This is a genomic window from Hoskinsella mucinilytica (assembly GCF_045223415.1).
In the GTDB taxonomy this organism is placed as follows: domain Bacteria; phylum Bacillota_I; class Bacilli_A; order Erysipelotrichales; family Erysipelotrichaceae; genus Hoskinsella; species Hoskinsella mucinilytica.
On sequence record NZ_JBEQZJ010000003.1, the window covers coordinates 1 to 20,027 of the forward strand.

General features: G+C 35.5%; 17 protein-coding genes, 1 tRNA gene and 1 riboswitch. Of the genes, 15 read left to right on the top strand and 3 right to left on the bottom strand.

What is annotated here, in order from left to right:
• The first annotated feature begins 83 nt into the window (after positions 1-83).
• A complete protein-coding gene (locus UGRO018_RS01310) occupies positions 84-1,337 on the top strand; it encodes an MFS transporter (RefSeq protein WP_416324643.1) in 1,254 nt (417 codons plus the stop codon).
• A gap of 12 nt (positions 1,338-1,349) precedes the next feature.
• Complete coding sequence (locus tag UGRO018_RS01315; protein ID WP_416324644.1) at positions 1,350-2,414, top strand: ArsR/SmtB family transcription factor; 1,065 nt, start codon at positions 1,350-1,352, stop codon at positions 2,412-2,414.
• Positions 2,415-2,578: 164 nt separating this feature from the next.
• On the opposite strand, the gene UGRO018_RS01320 is transcribed toward UGRO018_RS01315, so the two are convergent.
• Positions 2,579-2,654, bottom strand: a tRNA-Val gene (locus UGRO018_RS01320).
• Positions 2,655-2,773: 119 nt separating this feature from the next.
• Here UGRO018_RS01320 and UGRO018_RS01325 point away from each other — a divergent pair.
• The gene (locus UGRO018_RS01325; protein WP_416324645.1) at positions 2,774-3,088 is read left to right on the top strand and encodes a hypothetical protein; all 315 of its coding nucleotides are present in this window, start codon (positions 2,774-2,776) and stop codon (positions 3,086-3,088) included.
• A gap of 354 nt (positions 3,089-3,442) precedes the next feature.
• A complete protein-coding gene (locus UGRO018_RS01330) occupies positions 3,443-3,784 on the top strand; it encodes a winged helix-turn-helix transcriptional regulator (RefSeq protein ID WP_416324646.1) in 342 nt (113 codons plus the stop codon).
• Positions 3,785-3,941: 157 nt separating this feature from the next.
• On the opposite strand, the gene UGRO018_RS01335 is transcribed toward UGRO018_RS01330, so the two are convergent.
• The gene (locus UGRO018_RS01335) at positions 3,942-4,277 is read right to left on the bottom strand and encodes a helix-turn-helix domain-containing protein (protein WP_416324647.1); all 336 of its coding nucleotides are present in this window, start codon (positions 4,275-4,277) and stop codon (positions 3,942-3,944) included.
• 386 nt (positions 4,278-4,663) lie between these two features.
• Here UGRO018_RS01335 and UGRO018_RS01340 point away from each other — a divergent pair, with 386 nt between their 5' ends.
• The 5 genes from UGRO018_RS01340 (at position 4,664) to UGRO018_RS01360 (ending at position 11,021) form a co-directional block, all read left to right on the top strand.
• Positions 4,664-5,197, top strand: coding sequence for a helix-turn-helix domain-containing protein (locus tag UGRO018_RS01340; protein ID WP_416324648.1), 534 nt, complete (start codon positions 4,664-4,666; stop codon positions 5,195-5,197).
• Positions 5,198-5,208: 11 nt separating this feature from the next.
• Positions 5,209-6,786, top strand: a complete 1,578-nt coding sequence (locus UGRO018_RS01345) for an ABC transporter ATP-binding protein (RefSeq protein ID WP_416324649.1) — start codon at positions 5,209-5,211, stop codon at positions 6,784-6,786.
• A 1-nt stretch (position 6,787) separates the two neighbouring features.
• A complete protein-coding gene (locus UGRO018_RS01350) occupies positions 6,788-7,642 on the top strand; it encodes an ABC transporter permease (protein WP_416324650.1) in 855 nt (284 codons plus the stop codon).
• Positions 7,639-9,534: an extracellular solute-binding protein gene (locus UGRO018_RS01355; RefSeq protein WP_416324651.1), complete on the top strand. Its 1,896-nt coding sequence runs from the start codon at positions 7,639-7,641 to the stop codon at positions 9,532-9,534. Before UGRO018_RS01350 ends, UGRO018_RS01355 begins: the two co-directional genes overlap by 4 nt.
• Positions 9,535-9,728: 194 nt before the next feature.
• Positions 9,729-9,806, top strand: a riboswitch (ZMP/ZTP riboswitch).
• Positions 9,807-9,848: 42 nt separating this feature from the next.
• Positions 9,849-11,021, top strand: coding sequence for a phosphoribosylaminoimidazolecarboxamide formyltransferase (locus UGRO018_RS01360; RefSeq protein ID WP_416324652.1), 1,173 nt, complete (start codon positions 9,849-9,851; stop codon positions 11,019-11,021).
• Positions 11,022-11,444: 423 nt separating this feature from the next.
• On the opposite strand, the gene UGRO018_RS01365 is transcribed toward UGRO018_RS01360, so the two are convergent.
• A complete protein-coding gene (locus UGRO018_RS01365; protein WP_416324653.1) occupies positions 11,445-11,885 on the bottom strand; it encodes a hypothetical protein in 441 nt (146 codons plus the stop codon).
• Positions 11,886-12,107: 222 nt separating this feature from the next.
• On the opposite strand from UGRO018_RS01365, the gene pepD reads away from it, so the two are divergent.
• The 6 genes from pepD to UGRO018_RS01395 all read left to right on the top strand — a co-directional run bounded on the left by pepD (position 12,108) and on the right by UGRO018_RS01395 (position 19,945).
• Entirely contained in the window at positions 12,108-13,538 is a 1,431-nt protein-coding gene (gene pepD, locus UGRO018_RS01370; RefSeq protein WP_416324654.1) for a beta-Ala-His dipeptidase, read from the top strand.
• A gap of 105 nt (positions 13,539-13,643) precedes the next feature.
• The gene (locus UGRO018_RS01375; protein WP_416324655.1) at positions 13,644-15,023 is read left to right on the top strand and encodes a UDP-N-acetylmuramoyl-tripeptide--D-alanyl-D-alanine ligase; all 1,380 of its coding nucleotides are present in this window, start codon (positions 13,644-13,646) and stop codon (positions 15,021-15,023) included.
• 14 nt (positions 15,024-15,037) lie between these two features.
• Positions 15,038-16,102, top strand: coding sequence for a D-alanine--D-alanine ligase family protein (locus tag UGRO018_RS01380; RefSeq protein ID WP_416324656.1), 1,065 nt, complete (start codon positions 15,038-15,040; stop codon positions 16,100-16,102).
• Positions 16,103-16,114: 12 nt separating this feature from the next.
• Positions 16,115-17,263, top strand: coding sequence for an alanine racemase (alr, locus tag UGRO018_RS01385; RefSeq protein WP_416324657.1), 1,149 nt, complete (start codon positions 16,115-16,117; stop codon positions 17,261-17,263).
• A gap of 36 nt (positions 17,264-17,299) precedes the next feature.
• The gene (locus UGRO018_RS01390) at positions 17,300-18,331 is read left to right on the top strand and encodes an acyltransferase family protein (protein ID WP_416324658.1); all 1,032 of its coding nucleotides are present in this window, start codon (positions 17,300-17,302) and stop codon (positions 18,329-18,331) included.
• A gap of 12 nt (positions 18,332-18,343) precedes the next feature.
• A complete protein-coding gene (locus UGRO018_RS01395) occupies positions 18,344-19,945 on the top strand; it encodes an NAD(P)/FAD-dependent oxidoreductase (RefSeq protein ID WP_416324659.1) in 1,602 nt (533 codons plus the stop codon).
• The last annotated feature ends 82 nt before the right edge of the window (positions 19,946-20,027 follow it).

The following is a 20,027-nucleotide window of genomic DNA, read 5'->3' on the forward strand; positions in this document are numbered from 1 at the left end:
TTTAGTTAGATGAATATCTAATATGATATGTTGACATTGTTCTAATTGTGGTATATCATATAGTTATCGAATAAGGATGGTAGATGAATATGAAACAAGGATATCGAATGGTAATGAAGCATCGTAATTTTATGCAAACAATGGCCGCAACGGTTATTAATCGAATCGGTGATTCGATAGACATGCTTGCATTTAGTTGGTTGGTGTATGGATTGACGGAATCTGCAGGATGGTCAGCAATCGTATTGGGCGTAAATATGTTGCCTAATGTATTCATACAGCCAATTGCCGGGGCAATCGTTGAGCATATTCCTAAAAAGAGGATCATGGTCATATGTGATATTGGACGAGGAATCCTTACAGGAACGATCATAGTATTGTATTGTATGCATATATTATCACCTTGGATGTTATTATTGATCACCTTTTTGAATAATGCATTGGAATCTTTTCGTAATCCCGCTTCTGTTGGTTTTATTCCCTTAATTTTACCAAAAGAGGATTATGAGTATGGACTTGCTTTGAATCAATCAAGTATCAGAATCTGTGAATTGATCGGAACAGGACTTGCAGGTGTTATCTTAACATTGCTTGGTGTTGTAGGAGCGATTGCAATCGATATGATGACCTTTTTCATATCTGCAGTGATCATCGCTTTTATACCTTTAAAAGAACAAGCCAATGTGAAACAGATTTCTTCTGTAAGGGAGCGTATCCTTGAGGTGTTTTATTCCATGAAAGATGGTTTTTCTTATTTAAAACAGACCAAAATTTTAGTGCTTCTTTGTATCCTTGCATGTATATTGAATATGTCATTGGTGCCTTTGAATAGTTTTGAAGCAGCTTATGTCAGTGGAATCTTACATGCTCCGGCATATGTGTTATCACTCATGTCAATTTCCTTGACCATTGGTATTGGTATCGGTTCCTTTCTTTATCCATTTTTTCATAAATATATTCAAAACCGTAGTTTGATCATTCTTGGTGGTATATTAACAGGATGTTATTATCTGGTGATGGTACTACTTGTACAAATATCGTCTTTATGGCTAATTAATCTTGTATTGGCATCGATTAATTTGATCTTCGGAATAAGCATTGGGTTTATCATGGTATTGGCTAATATCTCGTTTATGAGTCATGTAAGTAATGAATATTTAACTAGAGCAAGTTCTATTTACAGTGCATTTGCCATTTTGGGAATGCCGGTATTATCCTTTCTACTAAGCGCAATTTGTGAATTTGCCGCTGTTTTGGATATTTTGCTCGTGTTTGGTGTGTTTACAATCCTTCTATTTCTTAGTATGATAGGAATACGAAGTTTGAAAGAATTATAGGAGGAAGTCATCGTGATAGAATATAAAAAAAACTTGTATCCTCTTCATGAATGTTTAGGTCTTATCGAACGTTTTGTGAATGATGCAGATGATTTAACTAAAATGTATGAGTATTGTGAAAATGATCAGGAAAAAGATCGAATGAAACGATTATTTCAAGTACTTGATGTGATGAAAAAGGAATTTGATCGATTATTTTTCCAAGACCGTTACCTTTTCGAGTATTTACATAAAGAGGAACAGATCTCTTGCGTACGTGCTTTATTATATCCATGTTTTGATGATCAAGAAAGAAGTGAGGAACAAAGTTTTGAACATATCAAACAATGTTATCAAAAGGATTCATTTCTCTTTATCAAAGAAATAGTATCCTTTGATAAAGAGTTGGATCATATCAAGGATAAAGAATTGTTGGAGGCAATCAATGGCCTTATGTTAGATGATGGAATCAAGTGGCGGTTATATCAGCTTCATTATCATTTAGATGAATTTATCAATAAGGTAGAAGAGATTTTCAAAGCAATGTTGCCTATCTATCACCAATTTGATGATTTATATCAAGAGTTTCTTTATGCTTATCAAGAGGAACTGGCATTTGATCTTAATGGTATGGGTAGTTATGATTTTGTTGTGAAGAAATTAAATTTGAAATTCTCAGATGAAAATATCATCATTGTACCAACCATCTCTAATATGCGTTCTCTTAGCTTTGTTAGTGTTAAAAAGGATCATAATCAAACATGTTTGATCGTTTATTGGGGAATCGGAACTTTAAAAAGAGTTATGAAAGATGAAGAAAGTATAGATTTAGAAGCACTATGTTCAGCTTTAAAGCTATTGAGTGATCGTAGTAAGTTTGATATTCTTCGCTTTGTTGCGAAAAGAAAAGCTTATGGGGCACAGATAGCCAACGAATTAAAGCTATCTACACCAACGATTTCTTATCATATGCAATCGTTGTTGAATGCAAAATTAGTAACGATTCAAAAGGATAATAATCGATTATATTATCAAATGAATCAAGAGTATCTAAAAAAAGTCTTAACACAGGTTTATCATCAGCTAACTGGTGAATAAAAATGGATGTGTCAATATAAAAACCAGATCGTGATCATCTGGTTTTTATATTATATGGGTATTCCATGCATACAATATAGCTAATGATATTTTCTAAACCATGTTGTGCTTTTTAAATCATGTATACAAAAAAACTGTTCATAAAGTGAACAGTTATCGTCAAATGGTGGAGGTTAACGGGCTCGAACCGCTGACCCTCTGCTTGTAAGGCAGATGCTCTCCCAACTGAGCTAAACCTCCGTTTGTTTGCCTAACTATAATACCATATTTTGAACAAAAAGCAAGAGGACAAGTGGGAAATAAATAAAAAAATTTAATTTTTATTCTTACAAATATAGTGGAAGAAAAAGGTGTACAGTATGGTTGAGGTGATGATTATGGCAGCAGATATGGAATATCGTTATTTTCAAACATTTATGGAAGAGGAAAGGGGAAGATATGATCCAACATTATTTTCACAAGATATCATGTATTTTTGTAAGATATGGAAAAGTCATAGGTATGAATTCGCACAATATTGTAAGCGTCATGATCTTGTGAGGGCATATATTCTTTTAAATCAAAGATGTGTGGAATATGAATGTATGTTGCTAGAAAGGAAACATCGTTTTCGGCAAATAGATGAGCAAGAATATCGCAATCAATTAAGAATGATTGAAAAGGTTTACTTATGAATACTTATGATGCGTTGATATAGTTTCATTAAAGAGGTGCATTAGTTCACAAATCAAATGATTCACATCGTTATAAAACAAGGAAAAACCCGGAGTTAAGGGGGGGCTCCGGGTTTTCCTAAATAATTATGTTTATTTAAGGGGATAGAAAATTGTATGAATTATCATTAGGGAGAATGATGAGTACATACAAGCAAGGTTTACTTTCCCTTGCTCCCTAGTATGATATCGCAACACTGTAAGAAAAAAATGTTTGAATTAAGTGAAAATATGTGATGGCAAATAATGGAATTAGGAATTGAAGCAATAGAGGAAATCTGCTAGGATTATACTTAAGAAAGAGGAGTGAGCTTATTGAAAATTGGAGAATATGAAGATTCACTGCAATTGATCTATGATATCGTAGCAAATCAAATCAAAGTTGTAATATTATGCGAAACGGAAAATAAAAAGAAACAAGCATATGAATACTTGGCAAGTTTACCAAATATTACAAGAGAAACGATCAATGAGGAATTGGCAGAGTTGGTGGAGATGGGGCTTGTTTCAAGACTAATTCATGTGAGGAAGCAACCACATTATGTGGAGTACGCATTAACAAATGAAGGAGTTATGTTAGCAGGATGTATTCGTAAGATGAGATCTGTGGGAAACGTGATTTTAGATAAATATTTGGAAAAAGAAAAAAGGCGCTAGGGAACGCCTTTTTTCAATAATAAATTATTAAGGGGATAGAATGTATAGAAAATAATTAGGGGGATTATTTTCTATCAGGCGAAGATTATCTTTGCCTACCTATAGCATACATAAGGCTTGTAGAAGAAAGATAAATAAACAATGTGAAATTATGTGATTAACGATTTACGATGCTTGCTAATAACGTCATACTATCGCAAAAGTCTTTACGTTTATGATCCGGTAATTGACGAAAGGCATCTATAATTTTCATTTCATTTTCATCCCTTATGATCAAATGATCTTCTTTATTTCTATGAAGCTCCAGTAAGGAACAAAGATCGATATCAAGTGTTTTACACAATCTTTGAAGCGTATCTAAATCCGGATAAGAAATATCATTGCAATAGCTGGATATCGTACGTTGATTCACATTTAAGATGATTCCCAACTGTTTTTGTGTCATATTTTTGTTCTCCAGACTTGCTTTTATGATTCCTCCGATTTTCAGCATACAATGCACCTCTTTCTTTATCTAATAGTATAAATGACAAATGGGTTTCTGATAGTGATATACCATTAAATATGGTATATATAAAAAATAGATAAAATAATAGTATCACAAAGTATATGAGCCACACCACGAAAGAGCGATAAAAAAATTATTTTCTTAGACAAGATTTCTATGAGACTAAAGTGAAAAAATTGTTTTTGATCAATCATATATTTATGAAGAATGGCATAAAGGGAAAATATCATCTTTATTTTTTCTGTTTGAAGTTTAAAATATTAAACTTTTTGTTTAGAAAGTATTGCATATGCTGAGAAAATAAGTATAATAATCTTGTTTCAAATATTTAACGAAAAGTTTAGTGTTACTAAACAAGAAGGAGGAATGTCATGGATATCGGACAAAGGATCAAACAGCTGAGGATACAAAATGATCTTACCTTAGAAGAACTGGCATCTCGAAGTGAGCTGACAAAGGGATTTTTATCACAGGTAGAACGTAACCTGACATCACCCTCTGTTTCAACACTGGAAGATATACTGGAAGCTTTGGGAACAGACCTAGCGACATTTTTTAAGGATAGCAAAGAAACAAAAATGGTGTTTCATAAGGATGATTATTTTATCGATGAGCATGAGGAATATTGTATTCATTGGATCGTTCCCAATGCTCAAAAAAACGAAATGGAACCGATTCTATTGGAACTTCACCCAATGGAAACGTCCATGATCTTTGAGCCGCATGATGGAGAGGAATTTGGTTATGTACTTGAGGGAAGGATTGCTCTAGTTTATGGAGAACAGGAATATCCTGTGAAAAAAGGGGAAACCTTCTATATCAATGGTAAACAAAAGCATTTTTTAAAAAACACAGCGAAGAAGGACGCCATGGTGTTATGGATCACGACACCACCACGTTTTTAGGAGGACATGAGATGGAGAATAAAAAACTGATCGAATTTAGAAATATCGTAAAAGATTTTGATGGTCAGCTAGTATTGAAGGGAATCAATCTGGATATCTATGAAAATGAGTTTGTAACGTTGTTAGGACCTAGTGGTTGTGGTAAGACGACATTATTGAGAATTCTTGGTGGCTTTTTACAACAAAGCGAAGGTAAAGTAGTATTTGATGGTGAAATCATTGATGAACTTCCACCATATAAAAGAGAGTTAAATACCGTATTTCAAAAATACGCTTTGTTTCCTCATATGAATGTATATGATAATATCGCATTTGGATTAAAAATCAAAAAAATGAGTAAAGATGTTATCGAACAAAAAGTTATGAAAATGCTGAAGCTGATCGGTTTAGAGGGCTATGAAAAAAAGGATGTTACTTTACTTTCTGGTGGGCAGCAACAACGTATAGCGATTGCTCGTGCACTTGTAAATGAACCTAAAGTATTATTGCTTGATGAACCATTGGGAGCATTGGATCTTAAATTGCGAAAAGAAATGCAATATGAGTTAAAGAAAATTCAGCAAGAAGTCGGAATCACGTTTATTTATGTTACGCATGATCAAGAAGAGGCATTGACCATGTCTGATAAGATCGTAGTCATGAAGGATGGGGAGATTCAACAAGTAGGTAGCCCTACAGATATTTATAATGAACCGGAAAACCGTTATGTTGCGAATTTCATAGGGGAAAGTAATATCATTCCAGGTGTGATGTTGGATGACTATAAGGTCATGTTTGACGATATCACCTTTGATTGTGTAGATTTTGGATTTAAGAAAAATGAAAAAGTAGATGTAGTCATTCGTCCTGAGGATCTAGATATTGTCAAAGAAGAAGAAGGAAAGATGACCGGTATTGTAAAATCTGTATTATTCAAAGGTGTTCATTATGAAATCATGGTAGAAACCGTACCGGGTACTAATGTCACGGTTATGATGAACGTAACAAAAGAGCATGATGTAGTCTCATCCGATGCCAAGGAAAAAATTTCCGCAAACGATTTTTATGTGGATATCGAGGATGTCAAAGAATTAAACGATGCTGAGATCATAGCAAGAGCAGATGCGCAGGCATGGGATCCTGAAAATGATGAATATATTTCTCTGAGTAAAATCGAATATGATATTCCCGAAACTATAGGAACATATCCGGTAACCTTCTCAACTAGTTCTGGAACAAGTGTATCTATCAAGGTTTTTGTTGTTCAACAGAAATATGTGGAAAATCCTAAGGCAAATGAAGCAATCTCCGCATTTAATTTCTTTAAGACAGTAGATGAGTTAAAGGAAAGCGCAGCGATTGATACAGATTTAAAAACTTGGGCAAATGCACAAAGTTGGAAGTTGAGTGATGAAAGTGATGTAGAAATCAGCAATGTTGATTATGACTTTGACCCTGCCAATATCACAGCAGGTACTTATGAGGTTACCTTCTCTACACAGGGACGTGAATTTAAGGTGCATACAACAGATTTGGCACAAGAAGGAGCAGAAGTGGGTCTAAGCTTCTTCCCAGAAGATATTCACGTCATGAGTAAGATGGGTTATTAAGATGAAGACATTTAAACGATTAACGATTCCTTATATTGTATGGATGGTAGCGATGATCGTCATCCCTATGCTACTGATCGTTGTCTATGCTTTTACAAAAGAAGGAAATGACGTAGCAACCCTACAATTTACGTTGGATCATTTCAAAAAGTTTTTTACAGACCCTGACTTTTTGAAAACGTTATGGTTATCCTTACGAATTGCTTTTATTACAACAGTGTTATGTATTTTGATTGGATATCCTGTAGCGTATGCGATTTCTAAAGCATCTGATCGTAAACGCAATCTATTAATTCTTTTGATTACTTTACCTATGTGGATCAATATGCTGGTGCGAACTTATGCTTGGATTGGTATATTGGCAGATAATGGATTGATCAATCATATATTACAGTACTTTGGATTTGATCCGGTGAAGCTTCTTTATACAGATTTTGCTGTTGTACTTGGCATGGTGTATAACTTTGTGCCATTTATGATCTTACAGATTGAAAGTTCTTTGGCTAAAATGGATCAACATTTATTGGAAGCAGCAAATGATCTTGGCGCAAATCGATTTGAACGATTTCGTCATATCACGTTACCATTATCCCTTCCAGGTGTTATTTCAGGAATTACGTTGGTATTTCTACCAAGTGTGTCCAGTTTCGTCATTCCAAAACTTATGGGTGGCGGTGGTTATATGATGATCGGAAATATCATTGAAAATCAATTCATTACCGTCGGTGAATGGAACTTCGGTAGTGCGATTTCTTTGATTATGGCAGTTATTATTATGATCAGTATGTATGTAACACGTCGTTTGGATAAAGGAGATGACACTGTTCGTGCAAGAAAAGGAGGGAATGTACAATGAAAAATCGTAAATTCTCTCGCCGTTTGATTCTTGCTTTGATCATGATTTTCTTTTATTTCCCTATTTTATATATGCTTGTTTTCTCTTTTAATGGAAGTCGTTCCTTAACAAGCTTTGATGGGTTCTCTTTACAATGGTATACGAAGATGTTCCATGATCGTAATATGATGGAGGCTATCTACTATACCTTGATCACTGCGGTAATAGCAACGTTAGTATCTACTGTTGTGGGTACCATTACGGCGATTGGTCTATCAAAATCTAAACGCATCGTACGTGAAGTTGTACAACAGATCAATGATTTACCGATCATGAATCCTGAAATTGTTACAGCAGTAGGCTTAATGCTGTTTTATGTATCCTTAAGGATGGAAAAGGGATTTTTAACAATGCTATTTGCACATATTGCATTTTGTACACCCTATGTCATCTTAAGTGTTATGCCTAAGTTAAGAAGCTTAGATCCTAATTTGGCAGAGGCGGCAATGGATCTTGGCGCAAAACCAAGTCAGGCAATGTGGAAGGTCATTGTACCTCAAATCATGCCCGGGATCGTATCGGGAGCTTTGATTGCATTTACGATGAGTTTTGATGATTTTACGATCAGTTACTTTGTGACAGGAAACGGTGTTAAAAATATTTCAACACTCGTATGGACAATGTCCAAACGTATCAATCCTAGTATCAATTCATTATCTACCTTAATTGTCGTAATGATCACGATCACACTTTTGATTGTCAATCTTTTGCCGGTAGCTAAGGAAAAAGCAAAGGCTAAAAATAAGCCAATCAGCAATCGTACCATTGGAATTATCGGATTATGCTTTACGTTGGCCATCGGTGGTGTATTGTTTGGATTAAAGGGTGGTATGCGAGCTTCTTCTTCTGAAGATGCAATTGCGAAGTATGGTAGTGATACGTTAAAGGTTTATAACTGGGGTGAATATATCGATCCTGAGGTCAATGAAGCCTTTGAACGAGAATATGGCGTCAAAGTGATTTATGATACGTTTGATTCTAATGAATTGATGTATACCAAACTACAGGGTGGAGAATCTTATGATGTCTTAGTACCTAGTGACTATATGATCGAACGATTGATCAAAGAAGATTATTTGCAACCATTAGATAAGGATCGCATCACCAATCTTCCTTTATTGGCTGATGGGGTCAAGGGACTACAATATGATCCGGAAAATACGTATAGCGTACCTTATTTCTGGGGTACCGTTGGTATTGTTTACAATAAAAATAATATCAATCTAGAAGATCTGAAAAAGGAAGGCTGGAATATCTTCCTTGATCAAAAGTATAAGGGACATATTTATATGTATGATTCTGAACGTGATTCCTTTATGATGGCTTTAAAAGCATTAGGATATTCTATGAATACGGATGATGAAGAAGAACTGAAAGAAGCATATGATTGGTTAGTTCAGGTAGTATCCACGATGGAACCTGAAATTGTAACAGATGAGGTAATCGATGCAATGATCAATGGCAATAAGGATATGGCTCTTGTATATAGCGGAGATGCTGCCTATATTCTATCTGAAAATGAAGATATGGCATATTATATGCCAGAGGAAGGAACCAATTTATGGAGTGATGCAATGGTCATTCCAAAAAATGCCAAAAATCCTAAACTTGCGAATGAATATATTAATTTTATTCTTGATTATGAGTCAAGCTTGAAAAACTCTTTGTTTGTAGGTTATGCTAGTAGCAATGGAGAGGTCTTGGATAGCTTAAGTGGAGAAGGTGGAGATTTTGAAGGAAATGAAGCTTATCTTCCACGTGTGGGATTTGCAAAAGATGAAATCTTTCAGTATAATGAAAAGCAGAAAAAACTAATGTCTAATTATTGGACAAAGGTGAAAATCGCAAAATAGAAGGTGATTTGAATGAAAAAGAAAACAAAACTGATCCTGTATCGTACTGTGATCGTCTGTGTTGTTGTTTTTATGGTTCTGCTAAGTATTTTATAAGAAAAAGAGGTCGATGGTTGTTGAAATGATGCAACTTTGACCTCTTTTGTATCACTAAAATAGCATATTGACGATAAAATCGAAACGTGATAAAGTATAAGCAGTTATACGACTGACGGAAGTGGAATTGACCACATGAAGTATAATGTAAAAAGCCGACCGTCTGGGCATGAAGATGTTCAGAATTGTCGGCTTTTATTGTGGAAAAGGAGATCAAAATGAAAGAATTAGAATTAAAATACGGCTGTAATCCTAATCAAAAACCTGCTCGTATCTTTATGAAAGAAGGAGAACTTCCTATCAAAGTGTTAAATGGTGTACCGGGTTATATCAATCTTTTAGATGCTTTTAACAGTTGGCAGTTAGTAAAAGAATTAAAAGAAGCTACACATTTACCAAGTGCAGCAAGTTTTAAACACGTTTCCCCTGCGGGAGCAGCAGTTTATGTTCCTTTAAATGATGTAATGGAACAAATTTATTTTACGGATGGATTAGCTTTATCACCGATTGCTACTGCATATGTGAGAGCACGTGGTAGTGATCGTATGTCAAGCTATGGTGATTTTGTTGCTTTAAGTGACATATGTGATGAGTCTTGTGCAAGATATATTGCTAAGGAAGTAAGTGATGGTGTGATTGCACCAGGGTTTACACCTGAAGCATTAGAAATATTAAAGAAAAAGAAAAAAGGTAAGTATGTAGTGATTCAGATGGATGAAAGTTATGTACCTCAATCTTTGGAAACAAAGGATGTCTATGGCATTCGTTTTGAACAAGGTAGAAATGAACAAAAGATTACAGAAGCATTATTTCAGGATATGCCTACCAAAAATCAAGAATTAAGTGAGGATGCAAAACGAGATTTAATTGTTGCATTGATAACGCTGAAATATACACAATCTAACTCTGTTTGTTATGTAAAAGATGGGCAGGCAATTGGTATTGGCGCAGGACAACAATCACGAGTACATTGTACTAGACTTGCTGGTAATAAGGCAGAAAACTGGTATCTTCGCCAAAATGAGAAAGTATTAACATTGCCATTTAAAGAAGGAATTCGTCGTGCTGATCGTGATAATGCCATAGATGTATATATTTCCGATGATTATGAAGATGTTTTGGCAGAGGGTATATGGCAAGAAACCTTTACCAGCAAACCAGAACCATTTACCAAAGAGGAAAAGAAGGCCTGGTTGTCAACAATGAACAACGTTGCTTTAGGTAGCGATGCTTTCTTCCCATTTGGTGATAATATAGAACGTGCACATAAAAGCGGTGTTGCATTTATTGCACAGGCCGGTGGCAGTATACGTGATGATCATGTCATTGCGACTTGTGATAAATACGATATTGCAATGGCATTTACACATGTAAGATTATTCCATCATTAATAATTCAGGTACTTCTAGCGATAGGGGTACTTTTTTTGAATCGCATGAAGTTATCAGTATCAGTGCAAGGGATAAAATTGACTTTATAAGAGGCTTGTATCATTTATTATATAATGAAAACGCATACGGCAAGGTAAAGGGTTTTTATATTTATTCTTCTCGTCAGTTGCTTGACAAGTCTTTTGGTATTTTTATTGCCTATGCTTTTTTACTATAATGGTGCAAAGTTTTTATTGAATATTACATGCTTTGATCTCATACAAGGGAACTTATTCTTATACCAAAACTTTCATATAGAAAAAATAATAGGATTATGTTTGTTGTTATCGATTATGTTATATAGAATCGTATATGATAAACAGAGGTTATTATGACGAAGAAGATGAAAAACTGCACACCATATATAGAGGTATGATGTGCGGTTTAATGTATTGTTTCATCAATGGTATCGAATTCAGGCATACCCTCAATGATTGGGGCAGCTACAAATGTTTGTTTTGATGCTTCCTTACCTATCATGAGTGTTAAAATCATCGGTATGACTTCACAGCCTTGTGTTTTATAAACTTCAATATCGTTTTCATTCTTTTTTATGATGGCATATAGAAATTTACAATGACCTGTTATCTTTTTATTTACTTCTAACTGTAAATGATAGGTGTTATTTTCAACTACATGTTGATCAGCTTTTTTCTGTTCTGCTAATGAAAATACATAGCTGTCAAATAAGCTGGCATTGACATCAGGCGCAAATCCGATGACGATATCCTCACAACCCTCCTCATATTCAAAAGATAGTTCAATGTTTTCTCCAATGGTATAGGTGTCTTTACTGAATGTTACATTTTTTAATACGTTTTCCATCATGAATAACCCCTTTCTAAAATATTTTTACTGCTTTCATTATACCACTTATCAAAAGAAACGAAAATCTAAAAAGAAAATATGAGGAAAGTTTAAAAAGAATCATTGAATATAAGAAATTACTAATGGGAAAAATAATAATGAAAAGGAGGGTAAGAACATGCTTTTGATTCCTTACTTTTCTTATTTTGTGGTAAAATAGAAGATATCGGAGGTATGTTTATGAAAACAATATTAGATCATACATTGTTGCATCAAAAGTATTTTGAAGAAATGACACAAATTCCTCATGGTTCTGAGAATGAGAAAGCTTATAGTGACTATCTTGTTTCTTTTGCTAAGGAGCATGGGTATACTTATGTACAGGATGATATGTATAATGTCATTATATATAAGGAAGCAAGCAACGGATATGAGGATCATGAACCTTTGATCATGCAGGCACATATGGATATGGTTTGTGAGAAAAACAAAGACAGCGAGCATGATTTTAAAAAGGATCCATTAAAGCTACATATAGAAGAGGGATGGTTGATGGCAGATCATACAACGCTTGGCGCAGATGATGGCTGTGGTGTTGCTTATATGTTAGCAGTTTTGGCAGATGATACCTTACAGCATCCAGCCTTAGAATGTATATTCACCGTACAAGAAGAAGTTGGCTTATGTGGTGCTTTACATTTGAAAAAGGATCAGTTTCGTGCAAAACGAATGATCAATCTAGATGATGAAAGCGGATATGCTACTTGTACGACGAGTGCAGGTGGTATGAATGTCCTGTTACATCGTGATGTACTTCGTATTTATGAAGAGAATGCAGGTTATATCTTACGTGTAAAAGGGTTAAAGGGTGGACATTCCGGTGCAGAAATCGATAAAGAACGTGGCAATGCTAATAAACTTTTGGTTCGTGTGTTATATGGTATGATAGAAAAATATGGAGTACAGTTAGCTGATTTACAAGGTGGACTCATGGACAATGCAATACCAAGAGAGGCAAGTGCAACCTTTTATAGCTCAGCTGATTTGAACCAGTTACAAGACTATGTGGCTGAGTATCAAGCAATTTTGAAAAAAGAACTGGAATTTAGCGATGTTATTGAATTAGAAATAGAAGAAACACTACTTACATCTTATTTATCAATAGAAGAGAGTGAAGAAATCATTAAATTGCTTGTATTGTTGCCAAATGGATTACGTCATCGTAGTATGAGTATCGAAGGATTAAGTACAGCTAGTAGTAATGTAGGTGTCATTTGTATGGAAGAACATCAACTACATATCAATTGTTCTTTACGAGGTGCCTTGGAGTCTTATATTGATGAATTTGCGATGGAAATTGATTTATTGGCTGAATTATTTGGATGTGAAACAAGTCATGAAGCAAGATATCCAGCTTGGAGTTATGATGCTCAAAGTAAGATGAGAGAAACTATGAAAGCAGTATGTCAAAAAATAACGGGAAAAGAGTTGGGTATCATGGCAACACATGGTGGCTTGGAATGTGGCGTATTCAAAGCAATGGATCCTGATATGGATATTGTGACCCTTGGTCCGAACATGAAAAATATCCATACACCTCAAGAAGGTTTATTGCTTTCTAGCTTTGATGAAATCTTTGAATTTCTGAAAGCGTTTTTGGCAGCGTTATAAATCTTAAGATTTTCCTAACATTTTATATTTTTTTAAAACAACCCCCGCAATTGTCGGGGGTTATGCTATAATATACAAGTTAGAAAATGAAAGGGCGTATGTTTCATGATGATACGATCTATTGATGCAATTATTCGTATGCTAGATGCGGATTACATAGAAAATGCAGATATCGAAGAAAAGATTACCGGTGTCTGTATTGATTCAAGAAAAGTGGTAGAGGGAAATTTATATATTCCCATTCATGGTGTGAACAACAATGGCCATGATTATGTGAAACAAGCAATTGAAAATGGTGCAAAAGCAGTTTTATGGGAGCGCAAAGAGCCCAATCCCCCTAAGGAAGTCGTTGTGATCTTAGTAGAAGATACTACGATTGCATTACAACAGCTTGCTAAGCAATATCGAAATCAATTAAACATGAAGGTAATCGGTATTACCGGAAGTAACGGTAAGACAAGCACAAAGGATATTTTAGCCGGTATTTTATCAAAGCGTTTTGTTACGCAAAAAACGATGGGTAATTTTAATAACGAAATCGGGGTACCTTTGACGCTATTATCCTTTAGTGAAACCATAGAAGTAGCTGTTGTAGAGATGGGAATGGAAAATTTAGGAGAGTTATCTTTTTTGACAAAGATGGTTCAACCTGATATTGCTATTGTAACCAATGTTGGTTGTGCTCATTTAGAAAATTTAGGTTCTATGGAAAATATCGCAAAAGCCAAAGTAGAAATTACGGAAGGCTTAAAAGAACATGGATTATTTATTTATCAAGGTGATCAGAAGTTATTAGAAGATGCTGTTAAGGATAAGTTGATTCCAGGCTCAATCAGAATAAAAACGTTTGGTTGGAATGAACAGGCTGATGCCAGTGTGACGCATATTCGACAAGATGAAACAGGAATCAGCTTTATGTTGAATCATCATGATTTCGTTTATCATCTTGATATGATCGGTAAGCATAATGCTTGCAATGCGGCAGCTGCAATTTTGGTAGCGAAAGCACTTGGTATGAGTGATGAAGAAATCCAAGACGGTATGCGATTGATAGAAAAAACCGGTCTTCGTAATGAACTTGTAAAGGCGAAACAGGCATTGATCTTAAATGATTCTTATAAATCAAATCCTAATAGCGCACTGGCGGCAATGGATACCATGGAAGAATTTGATCATTCTTATAAGATAGCAGTGCTTGGGGATATGTTAGAACTGGGTGATACAAGTGATATGATTCATTATCGTCTAGGTAAGGATTTAGCTAAGTATCATGTAGATGAGGTATTGACCATTGGCGATATGGCTCGATATATTGCGCAAGGAGCAAGAGATCATACAACTGCAAATGTTCAGCATTTTACATCAAAGGAAGATCTGAGTTCTTATTTGAAACCATATCTTGATCAAACATGTATGATCTTGATTAAGGGGTCTAGAGGAATGAAGCTTGATGAAGTAGTAGATGAATTGGTACACGATAAATAAGAGGTAGAAAAGATATGAATAAAATAAAATTAGCAGTCATTTTTGGAGGAAAATCAAGTGAATATCCGGTATCCTTACATTCAGCCGGTAGTTTATTACATCAGATCGATACGTTACGTTATGATTTGATTTATATCGGAATCAGTAAGGATGGAGATTGGTATTTATATGATGGGGATATCGAAAGCATTGAACATGATACATGGTTGAATGATGAGCATTGTAAACGATGTGTATTGTCTTGTTCCACAAGCGATAAGGGAGTTCTTGTATTTGAAGAACAAGGTTATCAACTTCTTCCGATAGATTGTATCTTCCCTGTTCTTCATGGTAAAAATGGAGAAGATGGAACCATTCAAGGTTTATTCGAATTAAGTGGTATACCTTACGTTGGATGTGGTCATATGAGCTCTTCTGTTTGTATGGATAAGGAAATGACGCATATCATTTTAGAACATGCAGGTGTGCCATGTGCACCGTTTATGTGTGTATATGAAGAGGATGATCTAGATTATTCGGCAATCTTTGAAGAGGCAAAACAGAAATTGGGCTTACCGATTTTTATCAAACCTGCGAATGCCGGTAGTAGCTTTGGCATTCATAAAATAGATAGCTTTGATACTTTCGAAGAAGGAATGAAGGATGCTTTTTATCATGATGGTAAAGGGAAAGTTATTTTAGAGACGACCATTGATGGCTTTGAAATCGGATGTGCTGTTATGGGAAATCAAAAACTTTTTGCCGGAAGTGTAGATGAAATACAGACAAGTGCACCTTTCTTTGATTATGAAGGAAAATATCAAATGGTAGATAGTCAGATTTATTGTCCTGCTAGAATTGATGAGGCGTTATTTGAACAGGCAAGAGCTTTAGCGAAAAAAGCATATCGTGCTTTGAACTGTAAGGGTATGACTCGTGTTGACATGTTTGTGACAAGCAAACATACAATAGTATTGAATGAAGTAAATACGATTCCGGGCTTTACTGCAACATCACGCTATCCTAGCATGATGAAGGAAGCGGGAATTAGCTTTCCTGATTTGATCGATCAGCTTGTGGACTTAGCATTAGAAAAATAGCGAGGTGGTTTTATGCTTAACAGTGATACAAGAGCATGGACAGAAATCGATTTAACAAAAATACGTCATAATGTAGAAGAGGTACAGAAATTGATTCCTTCTACAAGTAAGATCATGGCAATCGTAAAGGCGAATGCATATGGTCATGGGGATGTTGTTTGTGCAAAGGAATTGAAGGCGTGTGGGATTGATTTTTTTGGTGTTAGTAGTATTGATGAAGCGGTTTCCTTAAGGGAAGGTGGCATTGATGAGGAAATTTTGATCTTGGGGTATACGCCACCAAAACACTTCGGACTTCTTGCCCAATACAATATATTACAAACGTTTGTTTCCTTAGAATATGCGAAAAAGCTAGATGCTTTTGCGGCAAAACAAGGCGTTCGCATTCGAGGTCATGTCAAGGTAGATACAGGAATGTCACGTATTGGTATTATATGCCAGGATCATGATTATCGTATTGAGGATGTCAAAGCGGTATATCACTTTGAGCATTTAGATGTGACAGGAATCTTTTCTCATTTCAGTGTCAGTGATTATCTAGATGAAGAGAATAAAAACTTTACGAAACATCAAATAGAATTATTTGATCGAGTATTGGCAGATTTACAAGCAGCAGGTATTGAGCCGGGTACCAAGCATCTTCAAAATAGTTATGGTATCTTGAATTATCCTGATCTTGCGTATGATTATGTCAGACCGGGCTTGCTATGGATGGGTGTGACCAGTGATGATGCTGTTGAAATTTTGACTGAGCCTGATTTTGATCCGATTATGTCATGGAAGGCAAATGTTTCCCTCGTAAAAGAGATCCAACCTGGTGTCAGTGTGAGCTATGGACGACATTATATTGCGAAAACACCTAGAAAAGTTGCGACTGTAGCGATTGGATATGCGGATGGCTTTCCACGTTGTGTATCAAATAAAGGATACCGTGTATTGATTCATGGCGAATATGCGGAAATTATAGGTAATGTATGTATGGATCAGATGATGATCGATGTAACAGGTATCGACAATGTTAAGGAAGGCGATATTGTTACATTGGTAGGAAAAGATCATGATAAGACTGTATGCATTGATGAATTAAGCCGTCTGGCAAATACCATCAATAATGAAACACTGTGTTGGATATCCTCACGTGTTCCGAGAATATACAAATAGCCAGACTCTGGCTATTTTTGGTTTGGGAGGTAGTTTATGAAACAAAAGACTTATGATGCTATTGATATCGCAAAGCTAATATCTGCGTTACTGGTGGTCAGTATTCACACATTTCCATTTGCGGATATCTCAGAAAATGCCAATTTTGTATTGGTATCCATATTAGCAAGACTTGCGGTTCCTTTCTTTTTTATCACAAGTGCTTATTTTTTCTTTCGCAAGATCAATTTGCATAAAACTTGGAAGGATAGCGAAAATTTAGGAGTTTTGAAACATTACTTATATCGATTGTTTAAGATTTATGTGATATGGTCCATCATTTACTTGCCTTATCAGCTGATTTTAATGAAAAGCGGTGGATTCACCTTTGTTAGTGTATTACGCTATATTCGTGATATCTTCTTTACAGGAAGCTATTATCATCTCTGGTTTTTGCCGGCATTGATGTTTGCGGTGAGTGCAATCTATTTCCTTGTTTTGAAGTTCGGCATGAAAAAAACGCTTGGTATTAGCTTTGTGTGTTATCTAATAGGAATGGCTGGTAATCTTTATCCTGATGTGCTATCACAGATTCCGGTGATATCCACCGTATTTAAGGTATACTTGAATGTGTTTGTGACAACAAGAAATGGATTGTTTTTTGGTATGGTCTTTGTGACTTTGGGATGTTGTGCGACAAATTATCATGCAAAGCTAGAAAATAACCAAATTTCCTTGTATTCAGCCATTAGCTTTATCCTATTGGTAATAGAATGTGTACTGTTAAAAATGAATGATCGTATACAAGATCTAAGTAGTATGTATCTAATGTTGGTACCTTGTATTTATTTACTATTCATCCGTTTACTGAAGGTGAAAATGAAACATAAACCGATGTATCATACCTTTCGGATCCTGTCTTTATTGATTTATGTATCACATATCCTATTTGCACAATTGTTTATTTGGTTTACACCGGAAATGAATTCCTTTATGTTTTATGTGTTGACACTAGGTTGTTCCTTCCTGTTATCTTATCTGATTTATCATTTATCAAAGCAATATCCAATACTGAAACAGTTATATTAAGGAGGTTATGCCATGCTACGTATTTCGCAGCTAAGACTTACCATTGAAGAACCATTAGAAAGAATTCCCAATCATATCATACAAAAGTTACATATCAAGGAAGAGGATCTATTATCCTACCATATATGTAAGGAAAGTGTAGATGCCAGAAAAAGCAATCAGATTTATTTTAATTATTGTGTAGATTGTAAGGTGAAAGGGGAGGAACGCATTTTAAAGAAAAAGCTCAAGGATGTTAGTAAAACACCAAATGAGCATTATACCATGCCAATACCAGGTGTGATAGGGATGAAAAAAAGACCAATCGTGGTTGGCTTTGGACCTGCCGGAATGTTTTCTGCGTTATTGCTTGCGCAATTAGGATATCGTCCTATCGTAATTGAGCGTGGTGCAAGAGTTGAACAACGAGTCAAGGATGTAGAAGCTTTTTGGGAACATGGTATTTTAAATTGCGAGAGCAATGTACAATTTGGTGAAGGGGGAGCCGGTACTTTTTCAGATGGTAAATTAACCACTAGAGTAAAAGATCCTAGAGTACATAAAGTATTAGAGGAATTTGTTCGTTTTGGAGCTCCTAAGCAAATTTTGTATCAAGCTTATCCACATATCGGAACGGATTTGTTAAGAGGGATCGTCAAAGCTTTTCGTGAGGAAATTTTAGCATTAGGTGGAGAGTTTCATTTTCATACCTGTGTAAATGATCTGATCATGGAACAAGGACAGATCACAGGTGTTCAAACAAATAATGGAATCTTTGAGAGTGAACATGTCATTTTGGCTATTGGTCATAGTGCAAGAGATACTTATCGTATGTTGAAGAAAAACGGCATCGCCATGAAAGCAAAGGCTTTTGCGATAGGAGCTCGTATTGAACACCCACAAAGCTTAATTGATCATGCGCAATACAAAGCGTTTGCTCAACATCCAAGACTTGGAGCTGCGGAATATCGATTGACTCATCAGGCAACGAATGGTCGTGGGGTCTATACCTTCTGTATGTGTCCTGGAGGCACTGTCGTACCTAGTACTTCATGTGAAGGTGCTATTGTGGTCAATGGAATGAGTGAGCATGCACGAGATAAAGAAAATGCAAATAGTGCAGTGCTTGTTCAAGTGCATACAAGTGATTTTGATGATGATCCGATGAAAGGTATCGCTTATCAAGAAACCATTGAGCGAAAAGCGTATCAAGTAGCTGGTAACACTTATCATGCACCGGCACAGTTGGTAAAAGACTTTTTAAGTCATCAACCAAGTAAAGCATTGAAGAGTGTAAAACCAAGTTATGCATTGGGTGTGACACTTTGTGATCTCCATACGATCTTACCAAATGAAATCACCCAAGCAATGGAAGAGGGACTATTGGGATTTGATCGTAAATTAAAAGGTTTTGCCATGGATGATGCAGTATTGACCGGTGTTGAAACAAGAAGCAGTTCTCCTATTAGATTAGAACGTGATCAACAAGAACATATGTCCTTATCGCTAAAAGGACTGTATCCTTGTGGAGAAGGAGCAGGATATGCAGGTGGAATCGTATCTGCGGCAATCGATGGATTACGTTGTGCAGAAAAAATGATTGCCTATTATCATCTAGAGAAAGATTCTGAATAATCTCAGAATCTTTTCTTTTTCTATGATGAATATGTGATATAATAAAAATGAAAAAGGGAAAGACGGAAAGAAAATGGTGAAG